14 protein-coding genes are annotated in these 19862 nt (G+C 46.9%); 9 read left to right on the forward strand and 5 right to left on the reverse strand.

The features are described 5' to 3' along the window. Positions 1-92: 92 nt before the first annotated feature. From Q9R36_RS16485 to Q9R36_RS16505, 5 genes are all read right to left on the reverse strand, one after another. Entirely contained in the window at positions 93-1634 is a 1542-nt protein-coding gene (locus tag Q9R36_RS16485) for an AbgT family transporter (RefSeq protein WP_101549169.1), read from the reverse strand. After that, on the reverse strand, positions 1631-3067 hold the full coding sequence (locus Q9R36_RS16490) for a M20 family metallopeptidase (protein WP_311225536.1): 1437 nt from the start codon (positions 3065-3067) through the stop codon (positions 1631-1633). Before Q9R36_RS16490 ends, Q9R36_RS16485 begins: the two co-directional genes overlap by 4 nt. 36 nt (positions 3068-3103) lie before the next feature. Continuing rightward, on the reverse strand, positions 3104-4351 hold the full coding sequence (locus Q9R36_RS16495) for a M20 family metallo-hydrolase (RefSeq protein ID WP_311225537.1): 1248 nt from the start codon (positions 4349-4351) through the stop codon (positions 3104-3106). Further along, positions 4344-5642 (reverse strand): amidohydrolase, encoded by a 1299-nt coding sequence (locus tag Q9R36_RS16500; RefSeq protein ID WP_311225538.1) that lies wholly within the window; start codon positions 5640-5642, stop codon positions 4344-4346. Before Q9R36_RS16500 ends, Q9R36_RS16495 begins: the two co-directional genes overlap by 8 nt. 270 nt (positions 5643-5912) lie before the next feature. Next, a complete protein-coding gene (locus tag Q9R36_RS16505) occupies positions 5913-7229 on the reverse strand; it encodes a hypothetical protein (RefSeq protein ID WP_311225539.1) in 1317 nt (438 codons plus the stop codon). A gap of 300 nt (positions 7230-7529) precedes the next feature. Between Q9R36_RS16505 and Q9R36_RS16510 the strand changes: the two genes are divergently transcribed. The 9 genes from Q9R36_RS16510 to Q9R36_RS16550 all read left to right on the forward strand — a co-directional run bounded on the left by Q9R36_RS16510 (position 7530) and on the right by Q9R36_RS16550 (position 19619). Further along, positions 7530-8552 (forward strand): LacI family DNA-binding transcriptional regulator, encoded by a 1023-nt coding sequence (locus Q9R36_RS16510; protein ID WP_311225540.1) that lies wholly within the window; start codon positions 7530-7532, stop codon positions 8550-8552. A 176-nt stretch (positions 8553-8728) separates the two neighbouring features. After that, a complete protein-coding gene (locus Q9R36_RS16515) occupies positions 8729-10045 on the forward strand; it encodes an ABC transporter substrate-binding protein (RefSeq protein ID WP_311225541.1) in 1317 nt (438 codons plus the stop codon). An 84-nt stretch (positions 10046-10129) separates the two neighbouring features. Further along, positions 10130-11011, forward strand: a complete 882-nt coding sequence (locus Q9R36_RS16520) for a carbohydrate ABC transporter permease (protein ID WP_009792913.1) — start codon at positions 10130-10132, stop codon at positions 11009-11011. Then, a complete protein-coding gene (locus tag Q9R36_RS16525; protein ID WP_311225542.1) occupies positions 11011-11847 on the forward strand; it encodes a carbohydrate ABC transporter permease in 837 nt (278 codons plus the stop codon). Before Q9R36_RS16520 ends, Q9R36_RS16525 begins: the two co-directional genes overlap by 1 nt. Positions 11848-12120: 273 nt before the next feature. Beyond that, positions 12121-13791 (forward strand): glycoside hydrolase family 13 protein, encoded by a 1671-nt coding sequence (locus Q9R36_RS16530; RefSeq protein ID WP_311225543.1) that lies wholly within the window; start codon positions 12121-12123, stop codon positions 13789-13791. A gap of 200 nt (positions 13792-13991) precedes the next feature. Further along, on the forward strand, positions 13992-14948 hold the full coding sequence (locus Q9R36_RS16535; protein ID WP_094769708.1) for a carbohydrate kinase family protein: 957 nt from the start codon (positions 13992-13994) through the stop codon (positions 14946-14948). A 12-nt stretch (positions 14949-14960) separates the two neighbouring features. Further along, positions 14961-16430, forward strand: coding sequence for a sucrose phosphorylase (gtfA, locus tag Q9R36_RS16540; protein WP_311225544.1), 1470 nt, complete (start codon positions 14961-14963; stop codon positions 16428-16430). Between the two features lie 300 nt (positions 16431-16730). Then, positions 16731-17585 carry an MraY family glycosyltransferase gene (locus tag Q9R36_RS16545; RefSeq protein ID WP_311225545.1) on the forward strand — a complete coding sequence of 285 codons (855 nt, stop codon included), beginning with the start codon at positions 16731-16733 and terminating at the stop codon, positions 17583-17585. A gap of 357 nt (positions 17586-17942) precedes the next feature. After that, complete coding sequence (locus Q9R36_RS16550) at positions 17943-19619, forward strand: DUF4855 domain-containing protein (protein ID WP_311225546.1); 1677 nt, start codon at positions 17943-17945, stop codon at positions 19617-19619. The last annotated feature ends 243 nt before the right edge of the window (positions 19620-19862 follow it).

Here is a 19862-nt window from a genome sequence, read left to right on the forward strand (position 1 = left end):
GATCCCAACGGACTTCTTATTGAGGAAAAGGCCCGCAGCTTGGCTGCGGGCCTTTTTCTGTTAATTCGTTTGCTGGTGCCAAGTAAGCTCTTTTACAGCATCGGCCCAATCCCCGGCCCAAACGGAATGCCGAAGAAGTAGAATACCAGGATCAGGATGATCCAGGTAAGCAGGAAGCAGATGGAGTACGGGAGCATGAGGGCGATGAAGGTTCCGATGCCGGCTTTTTTATCGTACTTCTGCATGAATGATAAGGTGATGACCATATAGGGCATCAATGGTGTGACGATGTTTGTGGACGAGTCGGCGATCCTGTAGGCAACCTGGGTGAATGCAGGGTTGTAGCCCAGCTGCATGAACATTGGGATGAAGACAGGAGCCTCAAGCGCCCACTTGGCTGAACCTGATGTGATCAGGAAGTTCAGCAAGGCGGTAAAGATGATATATCCGATAATGAGTCCGATTCCGGTGAACTCGATGTCCTTCAGGAATTCGGCGCCGTTTACAGCTACCCATGTCGCGATATTGGACCAGCTGAAATAGGCAATGAATTGCGCGATGGCAAAAATCAGGACGATATAGCCTGCCATATCCTTCATGGATTCAGCCATATATTTGGCAACATCTCCGCTTGTTTTGATATTTCCAACTGTCATACCGTAAGCAACCCCGATCACAATAAAGAAGATTAGGGTAATAGGAACGATGCCGTCAATGAATGGAGACGGGACAATGGTTCCGCCTTCGCCGCGCAATGGGCTGTCAGGCAGGAAGAGAGTGACTAGGATGATGGCTAAATAAACTCCCCCGGCGATGACGGCATTGCGAAGTCCTTTGCCTGCTTTCGGGTGGTCCTCAGTGACTGCTTCCTCGACGACATCACCTTTATATTTGCCAAGGCGAGGTTCGATGAACTTAGTAGTGACAAGGGCACCGACTACTGTAAGAAGGAAGACGGAAACAATATTGAAATAATAGTTATCAACAGGTGAAACGGTAAAACTGTCATCAATGATCCTTGCAGCTTCCGTGGAGATCCCTGCAAGCAATGTGTCTGTCCCGGTAATGACAAGGTTGGCTGTGAAGCCGGCACCGGCTGCAGCATACCCGGCTGCGAGACCTGCGATCGGGTTGCGCCCAACCTTGTAGAAAACCATGGCGGCTAGCGGCGGAATCAGTACCATGGCCGCATCTGAGGCCAGGTTCCCCATGATTCCGACAAATACGACAGTATAAGTGATCAATACCGGCGGTGACTTCAGAATGGTTTTCCTGATGGCATAATCAAGCAAACCGACTTTCTCGGCCAAGCCGATACCAAGCATCATGGCCAGTACGAGGCCGAGCGGTGCGAAGCCTGTAAAGTTATCGAGCATCGAGCTGAGGATATACTGCAGACCTTCACCTGATGCTAAGCTCTTGACGGGCAGCTCTTCCCCTGTTCCGGGGTGGACGACGGTAGCACCGAACGCTTTAAAAATGGCTGAAGCGACAATGACAAGAAGCGTCAGGACGACGAATAAAATAAATGGATCTGGCAGCTTATTGCCTATTTTTTCAATTCCGTTCAGGAATTTCTGAAAAATGCCTTCCTTCTTCTGTGGACTTGTTCCAGGCTGGTTTTCAAGTTTCATGAGGACCCCTCCGATAGCTTGGAAGGATTAACACCTTCCGGAATTGGACATGTATAGGGATTTCCGTCCCTGAATAAAGCAAACTCCTGCTGTACCTTTTCAAGCTCTTCTTTTTCCGTCAGCAGCCTGATGGAGGTCAATGCCATCGCCTCCGCTGCCCGCAGCATGCCTTTATGGGCATAGCTGCTGATTCCCTGGGCGGTCATCTGCCACGTATGCAGCGGCGTTCCGAGAGCAGAGGTGGAAGCTGTCAATTGTGCGGTCGGGATGACCCAGCTGACATCCGATACATCGGTCGAGCCGGAAAGGACGCCGTCTGACGGTTCATACGGAGATATGGTATCTGCGAGATATTTTCCGGCAAATTCACTTCCGTCCCCGATATAGCCGAAGCCTTTTAAAATATCAATATAGCTTTCTTTTTCGCCTTCAGAGAGCGTGTCCCACAGGTGTTTTGCGTATGCTTCCTCCTGCTCGTCCGGCTTTTCGATCCCGGCTTCCAGCAGGCTTTCATGGAGGATGCGCTCCAGGCTGCGGTTCGGGATGTAATTGGAGCAGGCTTTATCAAACTCGATGGTCAGCTCCGTTTCGGTCATCAAAGCGGCACCTTCCGCAATTTTGCAGACCCGCTTGTAAATATCATCGACCTGCTTGACCTTCGGAGAGCGGATCAAATACAGAACCTCTGCATCCGCCTGGACCACATTCGGGGAAATGCCGCCCGTATTGGTGACCGCATAATGAATGCGCGCCTCCGGAATCACATGCTCACGGAGGTAATTGACCCCGACATTCATAAGCTCGACTGCATCAAGTGCACTCCGCCCAAGATGAGGGGAGTTGGCCGCGTGGGAGGAAAGCCCTTTGAAGCGGAAAAATACCTGATAGTTTGCAAGGCTCGATAAGCTCATGATGCTGTTGGCCGGTGACGGGTGCCAGGTAAGAGCAGCGTCCACTCCGTCAAAAACACCTTCCCTGACCATGAAGGTCTTGCCTGAACCGCCTTCTTCACCGGGACATCCGAAAAATTTAATGGTTCCCGGCAGATTGTTTTCTTCTAGATAGTTTTTTGCTGCACAGGCTGCTGCAAAAGCACCGGTGCCGAGCAGATTGTGGCCGCACCCGTGGCCGGCATTTTTTCCTGTCGGCTCCGGAGAGGATTTGCCGGGCTCCTGAGCAAGGCCGGAAAGGGCATCAAATTCTCCGAGGAAGCCGATAACAGGCGAACCGCTGCCATAAGAGGCAACAAAGGCTGTTTCAATATTCCCGGCATTCCGTTCAACCTGGAATCCGGCTTTTTCACATTCCGCTGCGAGGAACTCAGCAGAATCATATTCTTCAAAGCGTGTTTCAGGATGATGGTAGATGTATTCGCTTATCTTTTCGAAAGTTTGTCTATTTTCAGATAAATACGTTTTTACGGGGGATGTCATCAGGTCACTCCTTTAAAATAAGTCAAATATCGGCTGTTATAAGGAAGCCTCTTTTTCCAGGAATCTTGTGATTACCCGGACACCTTTGGCCATGTCTTCAATGGAGGCAAATTCATCTGGATGATGGGAGATGCCATCCTTGCAGGGGATAAAAATCAATCCGGACGGCCATTTGGCTGCCATATTCATGACATCATGGCCGGCGCCGCTGTTCATGCTGTGGGCTTTCAGGCCGAGCTCTCCGCATATACCGGTGAGTTTCTGCTGCATGTTGGGATCAAGCATGATGGAATCATTGTTGATTAGGGTTTCAACGTGGATTTTCACTCCGCTGTCTGCAGCGGCCTTTTGGCAAAAGTCCTTTATTTCTTCAGCAAAAGAACCTTTCAGCATGTCATCAACGCTGCGGATGTCAATGCCAAGCTCGATTTCTCCAGGGATAACGTTCATGCTGTTCGGTTTCAATTCAACGGTGCTGACTGTAGCGACGAGCGGCTGGATGCTTTCTTCACTTAACTGTGAAGCCCTTTCATGCACAAAGGTGACGAGCGGGGCGATGGCGACGAATGCATCTTTTCGGTTATGCATTGGGGTCGTTCCGGTATGGCCGGCCATTCCTTTGACGTGAACCTTCAGCCGGACCGGGCAGGCGACGCCGTTTACAATCCCGATTTCTGCGCCATGCTCCTCAATATGGGTTCCCTGCTCGATATGCAGCTCCAAAAAGCAGGCAAGCTTCTCAGCAGGCAGTTCAGCTTCTTCGATCCTGGACCAGTCAAGCCCAAATTCCTCGGCAGCCTCTTTAACAGTGACACCATTGCGGTCAGTCATCCTGCCGGCTTCCCGGCTGTTGAGTTTCCCGGAAACGGCTTTGCTGCCGATGGTCGACAGGCCGAATCGCGCTGACTCTTCTGAGACAAAGCAGACGACTGCAATATCTCTCGCTGGCTGGAACCCTGAATCCTTCAGTGTTTTGATGGCGGCCAGGGCGCTGAGCACCCCGGCTGGACCGTCATAGCCGCCGCCGTTCACAACTGTATCAAGATGGGAGCCGACGGCCACAGGAGGCAGTCTGCTGTCTGTTTTCCATATGGCCCACTGATTGCCGGCCGCATCCTGAAGGGTGTGGAGCCCGAGCTCCTCCGCCACTTTTCTGAAAGCAGCATGGGCAGCTTTTTCTTCGGCGGTGAAGCTGAGGCGGGTGAAGCCCTCCGGCTGGTCCATGCTAGAGACTGTATTCAGGATGGCCAGATTTTTTTCAAGCCAGCTGTCCAAATCAGCCATTAGAAGAGCCGCCTTTAATGATGCTGGCGAATGTATCGACCGCTGCCGCGAGCACTCCTTCCTCATAATCAAACTGAGGATGATGGTGCGGGAAGTCAAGCTTAGTGCCAAACAGCATATAAGTCGCCTTGCCGCCATGCTCCTGCACCTTGTTCATCATAAAGCTTGCATCCTCAGAGCCGGAGACAGGGACTGAAGGGATGACCTCTGTGACAAGCTCGCTTGAAGCGCACCATTCCTGGATCTTCGGAATCAGTTCTTCGTTGCAGGTCATCACTTCGGTGACCCCGACAGGCTCGATTGTACAGGTGACATCATGCATATCGGCCGCCGCCTTGATGATCCGAAGGGCACTCTCTGCCATATAGTCACCTATAGCATGCGTTTCACCGCGGACTTCAATCTCCATATAGCTGTCCTCTGGGATGATATTGCGTCCGCTCCCGGCAGTCAGGCGCCCGACATTCACGCGGGTGACGCCGTCGAAATGGCGGGGGATTGCATATAAATTGTTGGCTGCAGTGGTTGCGGCAAGCAGAGCATTTTTGCCGAGCTCCGGATGCATGCCTGCGTGGGAGGAAACTCCCTTGAATGAAATATTATACTTTGTTGATGCAAGGAATCCTGTCGTTGTTGCGGCGATGGTTCCGACCGGGTAGGAGTGGATCCCGATATGCCCGGAGTAGAAATAATCAACATCATCAAGCCAGCCCTTGGCCACCATTGCCCTTGCGCCGCGGCCGCCTTCTTCTGCCGGCTGGAAAAGAAGCGTGAATTTTCCCTTGAGTTCATCGGTATGCTCTGCAATATATTTCGCTGTGCCGAGGCCGATCGTTGCATGGCCGTCATGTCCGCAGGCATGCATTACATTAGGTTCGCCTGATGAGAATTCATGTTTGCATGGAAGGTGGGACTCATCGGCAGACTCAAGGATCGGCAGGGCATCGATATCGAAGCGGAATCCGATATGGTCTCCAGCTCTTCCTGTGTCCCATGTTGCCACTAGGCCGGTGTTGCCGCCTGACAACTTTTCAAGCCATTCTTTCTCGACTCCCCAAGCAGCTGCCTTTTCTTCGTGTGCATCCAGAGCTTCTTTTTTCGGCACGCCGAGGCGGGCATCTTCCTGCAGGGCATCCTTCCCGATATGGAGGGTAAAGCCCATCTTCTCTAGTTCCTTCCCGATCCGGTAGGTTGTGATATATTCCATAAAGCCCAATTCCGGCAGGCTATGAAGCGTCCTGCGCCATTCCACTAGCTGCGGAGTAAGATTTTTGACAAACTCGCTGGTCATATTTCAGCACTCCCTGTATGTAAAATTTTGGTTGTTTCCTAATTTAGAAAAGTTATAGAGACATTAAGTTGGTGCAATCATCAGAGTTTTGGTTTTCGGATAATTGCCGTTTATTTTCCTTAAAGGGGAGTATACTACAATATTTAGAAAATTGATACTTTGTAGAATAATTCACAAACAGGGTATGTAAAGATAGTGAGAAAATGGGCAGGGCAGGGCTCGAAAGCAAAATAAAAAGCAAGCCGGCAGAAGACTCCTGCTGGCTTGCTATTAATTACCGTTCAATAAAAGTTTATAAACCTTTCTCGGCCTGCCCTTTGACTGGCCAGTCTGGACTGATTTGCTTTCAGCGAGGCCGATAGTCTCCATCTCTGAAAGGATCCGCCGCGCATTCCGCTCAGTGCTCTCCAGCCAGCCTGCCACCTCGCGGGAATTCACTTCGGTTTTTTTATAAAAATTGGACAATGTCTGGATTTTCGAAAGCGCGACAGGAGAGATATTCGCTTTTTTCAGCGTGTTTGCCCAACCTTCGTCACTCCATTTTTTAGAATGAAAGGTAACCGAATCGCCGGACGGATGAAACTCTGTCAGCTCCTCATTTTCATCAACGAGAACGATTGCTGGCTTGGCCTTCTGGCGGGCGCTCCTGAGTGCGTTTTGCACATTTTCCTCCGCCTGAAGGGCTGTGATTCCGTAGCCAAGGCCGATGCGGAGGCGGAAAAAGGTCTGGGCATAGACCGTTTCAATCAGGCCGTAAAGATCCTTTTTATCAAGTTTGATTTCAACCTCGCCGCGCGTTGTGTAGATAAAATAGAGGCCGTCCCCAATTTGCACATATGAACCGTTCACATGCTCTGCAAGCTCGATGAGAAGCTTCTTCATGGCAAGCTCCTTGTGCTTCCGTTCATAGGAATGAAAGAATTCCCCCTCATTATCAGGCTGGATAAGTTCAATTCCGAGAAGCGCCATTTGCGAACGCTGATACCAGGATGAGTGGCCGCGTTCTTTCAGAATTTTAAGCGCAAATTGAATCGATAGATGGGAAGGATACACACGATAGCAGGGAATATCCATTTCTTTGAGATAGTCATAGACTCCCCGCAGGCAGGTAAAAGCAGCCTCCGTCCGGCCCTCACGGTAAAGCTTAATATGAAACTCGGCCAGCTCCTCAACAGGGCGGAAATCCGGATAAGAAAAAGAATGGATCTCCAGGATCTGCAGAGAAAAATAGCGCTTCGTCGTTTCCAGCTCCTCTTCCTGGATCGTATCCAGGCTGATGCTTTTAATCACCCGTTCCTTATCGAGATAAGACTCCAGCACCTTTCCAAGCAGGCTCGCGCCGTACAGGGGAGGATAGAAGCTGTTCTCCTCACAGATCAGCTCCTTTGATAAAGCATATGTATAAGGGACCTGACCGGAAAAAAACCACTGATCGATCCTTTGCTGGTTTTCCCCGATGATCCCGTCAATATCCTCCAGGCTCCCATAATAAAAAGGGACCAGCCGCAAATCCGAAAAAGACTCCGCCGAATCCATAATATGCCGGACCGAATCCTCAGGCCCGATAACCCCTAATGTAATCTCCATTCCATTCACCTATTTCCGCATCAGCTGTAATCTTCTGCCTATTATATACCAAAAATTCCGTGCCAGGTACCGTCCGTGGACAAAAGGGGGTGAAGTGTCTTTTGGTGGTACCAGGTACGCTCCGTGGACAAAAAGGGTGGAAGTGTCTTTTTGTGGTGCCAGGTACCATCCGTGGACAAAGGGGCAAAAGTGTCTTTTGATGGTACCTGGCACCCAGCAATATTCATATTGACAAACACGCTGTGTAATTATAGATTCAAAGTAAAAAGAAAACGTTTTCCTGGAGGAATGGAAATAATAATGAAGTTAACGATAAAGGATATTGCCAAGATGGCAGGTGTCTCTGTTGCAACCGTCTCACGTGTGATCAATAAGAGTAAGCCGGTTAATGATGAAATAAGGGAGAAAGTCGAGAAGGTCATCCGTGAAACCCAGTTCCGCCCCAATGCGCTTGCAAGGGGCCTGATCAGCAAGTCTACGAATTTAATCGGGGTCATTTTTCCGCAAATCAACTATACATCGGCCGAGCTGATCAATGGCATTGAAGAGGTGGCCAACAGGAATGGCTATAATATCATCCTGAGCAACACCAGGCTGGATCCGGAAATGGAGCTGAAATCGCTTGAAATATTCAAGGAGAAGCAGGTGGATGGCATTATCCTGTCCGCCATCCATACTACCGAGCGGCATATAGATTGGATAAAAGCGAATAAAATTCCGGTTATAGTGGTTGGGCAGAAAATAACAGGTCATAATATCTCCTGGGTCGATGTGGACAATTACACGCCGATTACGGAAATGGTCAGATACCTGGTACGCTGCGGCCATGATAAAATTGGCATGATCCACGGGCCATTGCATGATCAGTCGGCGGGCTATTCACGCTATAAAGGGTTTCTTGATGAAATGGAGCGCCAAGGGCTTCCTGTCAATCAGGATTTCCTCGCTGAAAGCAATTTTTCCTCCGCGGATGGATATGAGGCAATGGTAGCCCTGCTTAGAAAAAGGAATCTTCCGACCGCCCTTCTTTGCGCATCTGACACGATTGCCATCGGTGCCAAAAATTGTGCAGAGGACCAGGGATACAGGGTTCCTGACGATATCTCAATTGCAGGATTTGATGATATTGAACTGGCAACGCTTGTGCGCCCTCAGCTGACAACGGTCCGGGTCGACTTCGAAGCCATGGGGTCCAAAGCGATGGAGGCTCTGCTTCAAAACATTGGCCAGCCCGGAACTGCGCCTCAAGAGCATTATATTGATTACCGGCTGAGCCTGAGGGACAGTGTCAAGAAAATGATGCAGGCAGATAGGGAATTGTGATTTTTTGCTGAAATTAATACTTTTAGGAAATCGTTTTCAAAAGTACTTGTCAAAATATTAATAACTTAATATAATCATAATTGTAAGAGCTAGGAAAACCTTTTCACAAATTCATGCAGAAGAGCTTAATGGTCTAATCTGCTAAAACTATTCTCAAACAGAGGGGAAGTAAAAAAATGTTCAATTTCTCTAAATCAGGAATGTTCAAAAAGACGGCCGCTGCCGGCATGGCAGCCGCATTAACCTTTTCTCTTGCAGCCTGCTCAGGCAATTCTTCTGAAGGAGATACAGGCTCAAAAGATGGGAAAGTAAACATTATTGTTACAAACGGCAAGGGTGAGATTGATGCCCAGTTTAAGCAGGCCGCAAAGGATTTTATGGCCGATCATAAGGACATCAATGTACAGGTTGAATCAGTGGCAGTCGGAGACGCATTGAACGTTTATGATAAGCTTTCCGCCTCTGGGAAAACGGTTACATTGGCAATGTTTTCTCCTTATGATGCCACTCATAAATATAAAGATGTAGGAATCGATATGTCTGATGAAAAATGGAATGAAGAAACAAGCGATGCCATTAAAGATGAAGAAGGAAATGTAATTGGTTTCCCGTTCGCCCTGGAAGGTATGGGACTTGTTTACAACCAGACAGTAGTTGAAGAAGCAGCAGGCGAAGGCTTTGATCCATTCTCAATCAATACACGCGACAAGCTGGCAGATCTATTGGATAAAATCAAGGAATCTGGTGTGAAGCAGCCAGTGGCTTATCAGACTGAAGCATGGTCAGTTGCGAACCATTACAGCTCTCTGTTTCTTAATCAGACAGAAGATCCAACGGAAACTTTGAAAGAAGTGCAAGCCGGAAAATTAGATTATAACAAGAATGAAGCCTGGAACGGCTATTATGACACATTGGATATGCTGATTACAGAGGATTACAATATGTTCGGTGCACGTCCGACTGGCCAATATTATGATGCTGCGCATGTAGCTGTCGGAAAAGGCGATTCTGCGATGCTTTTCAACGGAAACTGGGCTTTTGATTCTTTGAAAGCGCTTGAAGGTACAAACTTTGGATTCATGCCTGTCCCTGTCGACAACAATCCTGATAACCCGCTGAACAACAAGATTGCAGCCGGTCCTACTCAAGCATTTGTTGTGAACAAGAAGGCTTCTAAAGAAGAACAGGACGCTGCGAAAGAATTCTTGAATTGGCTGGTATACGATGAAGCAGGACAAGACTTTATCGTTAATAAATCTCAAATCATCTCAGCATTCAAAAACAATCCAAACAAAGTAACCAACCCGCTCGGCGTTGCCATCAGTGATGCACTTGCTGCCGGCAAGACAATGCCTTTCAGCACCAACTATATCAATACAGGGGATTGGACTACTATCCTTGGTCCTGAGGTTCAGAAATACATTGCGAATCAAAGCAAAAGAGAAGACCTTGCAAAAGCTTTTGAAACCTATTATAAGACCCACCAAGAATAATCCAGACTCAAGTGAAAACAAAAAAGCAGGCGGAGAGAACTTATCCTGCCTGCTTTTTTTACCTAACAGACAGGATGTGGAAGCATGAAGAAAAATAAAAAAATAGGTGATATCGGCAATTCGCTTTTATTCCTGGGCCCTGTTTTCCTTTTTTTCTGTATCACCGTACTGGTCCCATTTGGATACGGCCTTTTCCTCACTTTTAATACGATGCAGACTCCGGCTGATCCGGTGGTGTTTGCAGGCATGGCGAATTATCTGGAAGCTGTAAAAGATACGGAATTTTGGAAATCGCTTTGGCTGACACTTAAATTTGTCGTGGCAACCGTGTTTTTTGTCAACTTGTTCGGCTTCGGTCTGGCGTACCTGGTTACGTCCGGCTTGAAGATCCAGAATTCATTAAGGACAGCTTATTTTACGCCTAACCTGATCGGCGGACTGGTACTTGGTTATATATGGCAATTCATTTTCGTTCAGTCACTCCCTGCATTAGGCACCAAACTTGGCATAGATTGGCTTGAACTCGGGTGGCTCGGGGATCCGACCATGGCTTTCTGGTCGCTCGTCATCGTAACCATCTGGCAGACAGCCGGCTATATGATGATCATCTTCATCGCCGGATTGATCAGTGTTCCAAGAGAGTTGATTGAAGCAGCCAAAATCGATGGAGCCGGCCCGTTCAGAAGGCTTTTGAATGTTACGCTGCCTTTAATGGTTCCCTCATTCGTAGTGACCGGGTTCCTTTCTTTAAAAAATGCATTCATGGTGTATGACTTGAATTTTGCCCTCACAAATGGCGGCCCTTTTGGCAGCACGAAAATGGTCTCCATGCATGTTGTCAATAAAGCCTTTATTGAATCAAACTATGGAACAGGACAGGCTGAGGCCATTATCCTGTTTGTGATTGTAGCCGCTGTAACCGGTTTTCAAGTCTATACCAGCAAGAAAATGGAGGTCGAAGCATAATGGCCAGGCAAAAAATTGTCACTACCACTTTTCTATACCTATTGGCAATCATTGCCCTAATAAGTTTTATTTTTCCTTTTGTGCTGCTCATCATCAACTCATTCAAAACCAATGGGGAAATCCTGACCAGTCCTTTTGCCCTTCCGGAAAACTGGAATTTCGCCCATTTTGCTGATGTAATCAACATGATGAACTTTGGTGTCACCTTCAGGAACTCGTTCATCGTTACCACCCTGAGCACACTGTTCATTGTCTTTTTCTCTGCCATGGCGGCGTACCATCTTGTGAGAAGGCCGTCCAAATTCAATAAATTCTTTTTCACCGTGCTGGTTGCATCAATGGTCATCCCGTTCCAGTCGCTCATGATCCCGCTGATTTATATCTATGGGGCGAAACTGCAGCTGATTGACGCGATTCCTATTCCGCTATTGATCATTTTCTACCTTGGGTTCGGCAGTGCGCTTTCCGTATTCATGTTCCATGGCTTTATCAAGTCGATCCCGATAGAAGTTGAGGAAGCAGCAAGAATCGATGGCTGCAATTCCCTGCAGATCTTCTTCCTGATTGTCCTTCCGATGCTGAAGCCTATCGCAGTTACGATTTCAATATTGAACGTGCTGTGGATCTGGAACGATTACCTGCTGCCGTCACTGGTGCTGAACAATGAATCTGTCTATACCATGCCGGTCCAGATGAAAGTATTCAACGGCACATATATGAATAACTGGGAACTGCTGATCCCGGCGATTTTATTAACCGTCATCCCGATTCTCATCATGTACATGATCGGCCAGCGTGCGATTATTAATGGCGTAATGCAGGGGTCTATTAAATAGGCTGGAGTCCGGCTAAGTGACATAAGGTTATATTTTTGGTAAAAAATGTAAAGCGGGGCGAATATCCCGGATTCTGGGGTGAATCCCCGCAATTTTAGGGAGAAAAAATAGAAAAACTGGCCGAATTATTGAAAAAGTGGGCTGAATCAGTGTTAAGCGGCGGCAATACCAGATAGTTTTTTTAAAAAAACGCCATTAACACTGATTTCACACCTGAACCAGGCTAAATTCAGCCGGAAAAAATGAAGGCACAACGAAAGGATTTTGACAGAGATGAAAAAAGCATGGTGGAAAGAAGCAGTAGCCTATCAAATTTACCCGCGGAGCTTTATGGACAGCAATGGAGACGGCATCGGGGACTTAAAAGGAATTGTTACGAAGCTTGATTACCTTAAAGATCTGGGAATTGATGTGATCTGGATCTGCCCGATGTATAAGTCGCCTAATGATGATAATGGCTACGATATTTCTGATTACCAGGATATTATGGATGAATTCGGCACAATGGAAGATTTTAATCTTCTGCTTGAAGAAGTCCATAAGCGCGGAATGAAATTGATCCTGGACCTGGTGATTAATCATACGAGTGATGAGCATCCATGGTTTTTAGAGTCCCGCTCTTCAAAAGATCATCCGAAAAGGGACTGGTATATCTGGCGTGACGGAAAAGATGGCAAGGAGCCGAATAACTGGGAATCCATTTTCAGCGGGCCTGCGTGGAAATATGATGAAGAAACAAAGCAATACTTCATGCATATATTCTCTGCACGCCAGCCGGATTTGAACTGGGAGAATCCTGAGGTCAGGGAAGCTCTCTATGAAATGGTCAACTGGTGGCTTGAAAAAGGAATTGATGGATTCAGGATCGATGCGATTTCGCATATCAAAAAAGAGCCCGGTTTCCCGGATATGCCAAACCCGGACAATCTGGATGTGGTCCCATCTTTTCCGAAAATGATGAATTTCCCTGGGATTGATGATTTCCTTACAGAATTTGCGGACAGGACGATCCGCAATTATGATGTCATGACCGTTGGTGAAGCCAACGGAGTCGGCATTCCTGATGCTGACAGATGGGTCGGCGAGGAAAATGGCTATTTTAATATGATTTTCCAATTTGAATTTCTTGACCTGTGGGACAAGGACACAGAAGATGCTGTGGACGTCAAAGCGCTGAAAAAAGCATTGACCAAATGGCAGGAAGGCCTTGAAGGACGAGGCTGGAATGCCCTGTTTATCGAAAACCATGACCAGCCGCGCCGTGTTTCATCCTGGGGCAATGACCAGCAGTACTGGAAAGAGAGCGCAAAAATGCTTGGGGCGCTTTACTTCCTGATGAAGGGCACACCTTTCATTTATCAAGGCCAGGAAATTGGGATGACCAATGTGAAATTCCCTGAAATTGAAGATTATAACGATGTTGGAATGGTGAACTATTACAAAGTGGAAGCCGCAAAGGGCGTGCCGCACGTTGACATAATGGAGGTCGTCTGGAAACAGGGCCGCGACAATTCACGGACTCCGATGCAGTGGGATGCCTCGCATATGGCCGGCTTCACGGAAGGAAACAAAACGTGGCTGGGCCTGAACCCGAACTATCGTACCATCAATGTTGAAAGCCAGCTGAAGGATGAAAATTCGATTCTTCATTTTTATAAAAAACTAATCGCCATCCGCAAAGAGAACCCAGTCTTTGTATATGGAAAGTACGAGCTTATCCTTCCTGACCATGGGAAACTTTTTGTCTATACCAGGACAATGGGAAGCGACAAGGCTCTTGTAATCTGCAATTTCCATGACAAACCTGAAAAAATAGAGCTGCCGTCGGCAATCGGGGGTGCTTCAAGTGAACTGGTTTTAAATAACTATGATGTTCCTGAAAAGAAGCTGGAAAAGGAATTCACTTTAAGCCCTTATGAAACAAGGGTGTATCTCTTAAAGTAAGAATGGGGCACCTGCCCCTTTCTTTTTGCACTCAATATTTGTAAAAGTTTTTCTCCTGCAGAAGGTAGAGTCATAGAGGCTGCCTGACGGTATAAAACGGTACAGACTGCCTGACAGCACTGGACATGTCTGCCGGAAAAAGGAGCAGAAAGATTTTCCCTTAATATCAGTTGCGGCAAGTACAGCGATGGAGGATTACGATGCTTAAATTAGATGAGAAAATTGAATTCCAGCCGAGAGGCAATGATATTTTAACGATAGGCGAAATCCTGATCGATATGATTTCAGAAGAATACAGTCCTGCAGATGAGCCGGCAGTTTATCATAACTATTTTGGCGGATCACCGGCCAATATTGCTATGAATGTAAAGAGGCTGGGAATCCGTTCCCTGGTCGCGTCTGCAGTAGGGGAAGACAGGCTGGGAACCTTTCTTATCAGCCATCTCCGCAAAACAGGGATCGACCCGGGACTGGTTCAGCGCGTGGATTCGTCCACCAGTATGGTTGTGGTCGCAAAAAGCAAAGGAACGCCCGATCCCATCTTTTACCGCGGGGCAGACTATCAGCTCCAATATACGGAAGAGCTTGAAAAGGCATTGCTGGATTCAAAAATCGTCCACTTTTCCTGCTGGCCCCTTTCGATGGCACCGGCCCGCCATACGATTGAAAAAGTGATTGAACAGGCGCGCAGCCAAAATATCCTGATCTGCCTGGATCCGAATTACCATCAGATGGTATGGAAAAAAGGGGCCGAAGGGATTGAGTACGTTAAATCAATCATTGGGATGGTCGATATTATAAAGCCATCTGAGGACGATGCGGAGCGGCTGTTCGGGAAGGACACCCATGAAAATCAGATCCGCAAATTCCTTGATCTTGGCGCAAAGCTTGTCATCCTGACGATCGGCAAGGATGGAGCGATCGTATCCAATGGAGAAGAAACCTTCAGAATCAAGCCGCTTGCGACTGATGTGATCGACACGACCGGTGCAGGAGACGCATTCTGGTCAGGTTTTTATACGGCACTGGTAAAAGGCTTTTCCGTAAAGGAAGCCCTGGAGCTGGGTTCGGCAGCTAGCGCCTATAAATTAAAATTCACAGGTGCGGTCTGCAGCATGCCCCCGCTGGAACAACTAAAAGAAATGTACGGACTGTAGGAGGTTTTAGAAATGGCAGTTAAAAATCAAGTACAGCTTATCACATATCCGGACTCCCTCGGCGGAGATCTGAAAATGCTCAACAAAGTAATGACAGAACATTTTGCTGATATTTTCAAAGGCGGCGTGCATATCCTCCCACCTTTTCCATCCTCAGGTGACAGGGGATTTGCCCCGCTTACCTATCTTGAAATCGACCCGGAATTCGGGGGATGGGAAGATATCCGGAAGATCGGCGAAAACTTTGATATCCTTGTCGACCTGATGGTCAACCATATCTCGCAGAAATCCGAGTACTTCCAGGACTTTTTGGCAAAAGGCCGCCAGTCCCAGTATGCAGATCTGTTCATCACCCTTGACAAGCTTTGGGAAGACGGACAGCCTGTACAGGAGGATATTGACAAGATGTTCCTGCGGAGGCCGCTCCCATATTCAACCTTCACAATAGAAGAAACAGGCGAACAGGAGACAGTATGGACCACTTTTGGCAAAACAGACCCCTCTGAACAGATTGACCTTGATATCAAATCAGAGCAGGTCAGGCAGCTATTAACCGACTTCTTCAGTAATTTCAAAGAGCAGAACGTCAAAATTGTCCGCCTTGATGCGGTCGGCTATGTCGTGAAAAAGCTTGGCACCAGCTGCTTCTTTGTTGAACCGGAAATTTATGAGTTCCTTGACTGGATCATGGAGCTGGCGACTTCTCTGGGCATCGAGCTACTGCCGGAGGTTCATTCCCATTATTCCATTCAGTATAAGCTAGCCGAACACGGCTTCTGGATCTATGACTTTATCCTGCCATACCGTGTACTCGAGACGCTGATCAACAAATCAAGCAAGAACCTGGCTGATTACCTGAAGAACCGCCCGCACAAGCAGTTCACGATGCTCGACTGCCATGACGGCATACCGGTCAAGCCAGACCTTGACGGCCTCATCGATACAAAGGAAGCGAAAGACATTGTGGATGTCTGCCTTGAAAGGGGATCCAATCTGAGCCTGATTCTTTCTGACGAACATAAAGCAGAGGATGGGTTTGATGTCCACCAGATCCGCTGCTCCTACTATTCCGTCCTGAACAGCGACGATGATGCCTATCTTGCTGCCAGAGCCATCCAGTTCTTCACGCCGGGCGTCCCGCAGGTCTATTATGTCGGGCTTCTTGCCGGTGAAAATGATGTGGAAAATGTAGCACGCACCGGTGAAGGGCGCGAAATCAACCGCCATAACTTCAGCTTGGATGAAATTGAAGAATCCCTGGAAAAGCCAGTTGTCCAGAGACTCCTGAAGCTCATCCGCTTCCGCAATGATTATGAAGCATTCAGCGGCGAATTCCAGGTCCTCGACTCACCAGACAGCGAACTCCGCCTCTCCTGGCGAAACGGCAGCAAACACTGTTCACTGTTCATTGATCTGGAAACGAACAAGAGTACTATTGAGTATGTTGGTGAGAGCGGGGAAATGGCACAGTATAACATTTAATATGGGTGCGAGGTACGCTAAGGTACCTGGTACTGCGAACAAAAGGCAGAGCTGCGGCTCTGCCTTTTGTTATTGGTGCTTTTATGTTGGTGACAGGTACCTCCAGAAATTTGACGGATAATGTCGAAAGTGTCTTAATCCACTGCTCCCTGCCGTGTTTAAATGTAAAACAACTCCTCTATGATTGTTTTAATTTTAGCTGGTATAGAAGTGGTATAGGTGCCTGTCACCCTTCTGTAAAATTGTGGTAGAATTGAGGTGAGCAGACCATATTAATTTTAATTAAAGGGGGGGAGATCTATGCTGGTTGTGGCTGCATTAGTGTGTTTTATTTGTACTATTCTTTTAGGTCAGATTATAAGAAGAAAAGGTAATGATTCTATAGTTGAAGGTATTGCAGTTTTTGTTCCGTTTGCCATTGGCATGTTACTGGTCAAAGGAGTATTTTACAATACTTCTGCCATATTAATTGGGGGAGCCATTGTAGTCATCGCCGGATGGTGGTTTGATAAGAAAAGAATATCCGTTTGGTGGATGCTGCCGGCGCAGGTGATAGCCGCCCTTATTGTTATTTACTGGGGAAGAGTGGAAATCAGCTTCATAAATACCTATTTAGGCGGGGTAGTTAACTTTTATGCTTTATCAATTCCTTTAACATTGCTGTTCCTTCTATCATTGACTAATAGTGTTCACTATCCCGGACAATCCAATGCTTTAGTCCTTCCGTTGTCAGCGCTGGTTCTGGCGGTTCTTACCTGCCTTTCTGCCATTAAGGGGGATAACCCTTCAGCAGCTATGGGTGTACTGCTTTTAGCTTGCATTATTGCTAAGTTATCCGGCAGCAATGAAGCAGGAAGCGGCAGTTCTTCACTAGCAGGTTTCATCATTGCCATAATCACATTATTCTGTTTTAAAGGTGTAGAAATTGTCTACATCCCTTTCTACCTTATAGGAGTTCCAAGTTTTGTCTGCAGCCTGCTTATCCGCAGAGGAGCAGTAACGAAACAATCCATTAATATAAGCATGATCGTCGCCCTTTTGTTCAGCCTGCCCTTATTTTTCCTATCTCCCGCCTTCATTTGGGGAGCCGTCATACTAGCCGCCATCCTGTTTATCCTAACCCATTTTATTCGGGTGAAATGGTTGTATAGGTGACAGGTACCTCCCGGATTTTGTCGAAAAATTCATTTCATAAAGAAACTGGTATAGGTGCCTGTCACCATTTGAACGGAAAGATAAGACATTTTCCGTTTTTTTATTTGGGAGAAGGCTTGAAATCAGCAACTGTCTGGTGTTGTTTCCGTAAGAGATGATACCGTGGGATCTAAAACTGGTATAGGTGCCTGTCACCAAAAAAACCTTCCTGAATGGTAATTTCTAGTATAAAATGGATGTGCAGAACTTTTTAAGCATATTTTGCTATTTTTGTAAAAATGGGCAGGTTGCTGACGATAAAAGATATATCTGTAAATAAGTAGAAAAATGGAGGCAATGGTCATCAGAGGTATTACTATGAAAAAACTATCAATCTATTCGTCCAGTATTCTAATGTTGCTGCTAGTGTTTTTGTCGCCTGCACTTGTTAAGGCCAATGAGTTCAGTGATGTGTCACGCTACCATTGGGCTTACCAGGACATAAAATTCTTATCTGATAAAGAAGTAATCAAAGGTCATTTAGGGAAGTTCAGCCCGAGTGCTTCTATTACGAGGAATGACGCAGCCATCATGCTTGTCCGGGCAATGAACCTGGAAGCCCCGGCAGAACCGCAGGTGATTCCTGCCGATATGAACCCTTCTACAAGGGGTTATAATGAGGTTTTGGCTGTGCTTGATAAAGGCATGTTTTCACTGACCGACAATAAATTCGATCCGGCAAAACCATTAACAAGAAAAGATATGGCCATGGCATTGGCTGTGGGATTTGAATACATAGGTTCTGGAAAATCAAGCTTTAAAGATCTGCCAGCCGATGATCCATACTATCCATTCGTAGATGCGATTGCCGAGAATAAAGTGACAACCGGTTACGGGGACGGCACTTTTAAGCCGGATCTGACTGTTGACCGTCTTCAATTCGCCGTGTTCCTTTCAAGGATCTATACCAAGCCGCTTGAATACAATGTGAAAGCGTCAGGGGAGGTTAAACATACTGTCAGATCTGCAGAAGAGGCCATCAATCTGGCCATGCAATATCCTGATGGGACTGTTCATCCTGCTGACAATACACTTCAATCCTTTTCAGATCATACAGGACTTCTTAGTGAAACTGGAATCAGGAACGGAGTACTCATTTATAATGGGGCAGAACAGAACACAGACTTTACCGCCAATTATTTCAAACCCTATTTAACACCGGGGGGTACAAACCAAACTTTGTTTGATACATTTATCATACTTGGAAGAAGCTATCCTGGGGGCGAGCTGGGTTCTTCTAAGAATTACGCCAATTACTCAGACTTCCAATGGTATATTGATCAGACTTTTTCTGAGAATGGAGTCCTTGAGGCTTTGAATGCTTCAGCCGCACAGCTGCAGAAAAAGGCCAATGTTTATTTAGCGATTCCTTATCCGAAGCTTCAGGAAGATATTATTGGCCTTGATGGAGCAGTGCTGAAGAACAGCCCGAAAGAGCGGGAAAAAATGGCGGCGTGGTATATGGAAGCTGTTGAAGCTGTCTGGGAGGAAAGGGGCTTTTCCAACCTTACTTTTAAAGGATACTATTGGATGAGTGAGACAATGGGCTATCCCCAGGATGGACCGCTTGTAGAACAAATTTCTGCCAGGATCCATCAAAAAGGTAAGTTCCTGATCTATTCGCCGCATGCTTTATCTACTAATTTTGAACGCTGGGAAACATACGGGTTTGATGGGGCCTACCTTCAGCCAAATGCGTTCCGCCTTAAACTGACAGATGCAGACCAACGGCTTCACCGGGCATTTCTTAATGCTCAAATTTACGGCAGCGGAATCAATATTGAAATAGATCAGTATGGACCGCATCAAATTGAAGCGGGTGTTGTAAATTTTAAAAAATACATTGAGATGTCACATCGGTATGGTCTTCCGGGGCAAAGTCTCATTTTCTACCAGGGGATTGGCATGGTAGACAGGATGATCCAGTATGGAACACCTTATTATATGGAAGCCTACGAACAGTTGAAAAGTTTGTCATATTCTATCATGCAATGATATATAAAGTTGAGGGCTGCCTGCTGAATAGGCAGTCCTATTTTAGTCGGTGAAAAAAATGCTTGTGAAAAATCATAAATTTCCGATTTACCTACAGCAGCTGAGTCCCGCCCCCGCAATGCCGCAAAAGCATCCGGGTGGATCTCCTCGGCACCCAAAAGACGGAGGTTATGCTATGACGTTTTTAATCTGCATCATTCCTTTTGACTCAAAGTACTGGCACTTTTGTTTTCTAAGAAAAAG

It is taken from the genome of Bacillus sp. AG4(2022) (assembly GCF_031844465.1).
Lineage (GTDB): Bacteria > Bacillota > Bacilli > Bacillales > Cytobacillaceae > Bacillus_AB > Bacillus_AB infantis.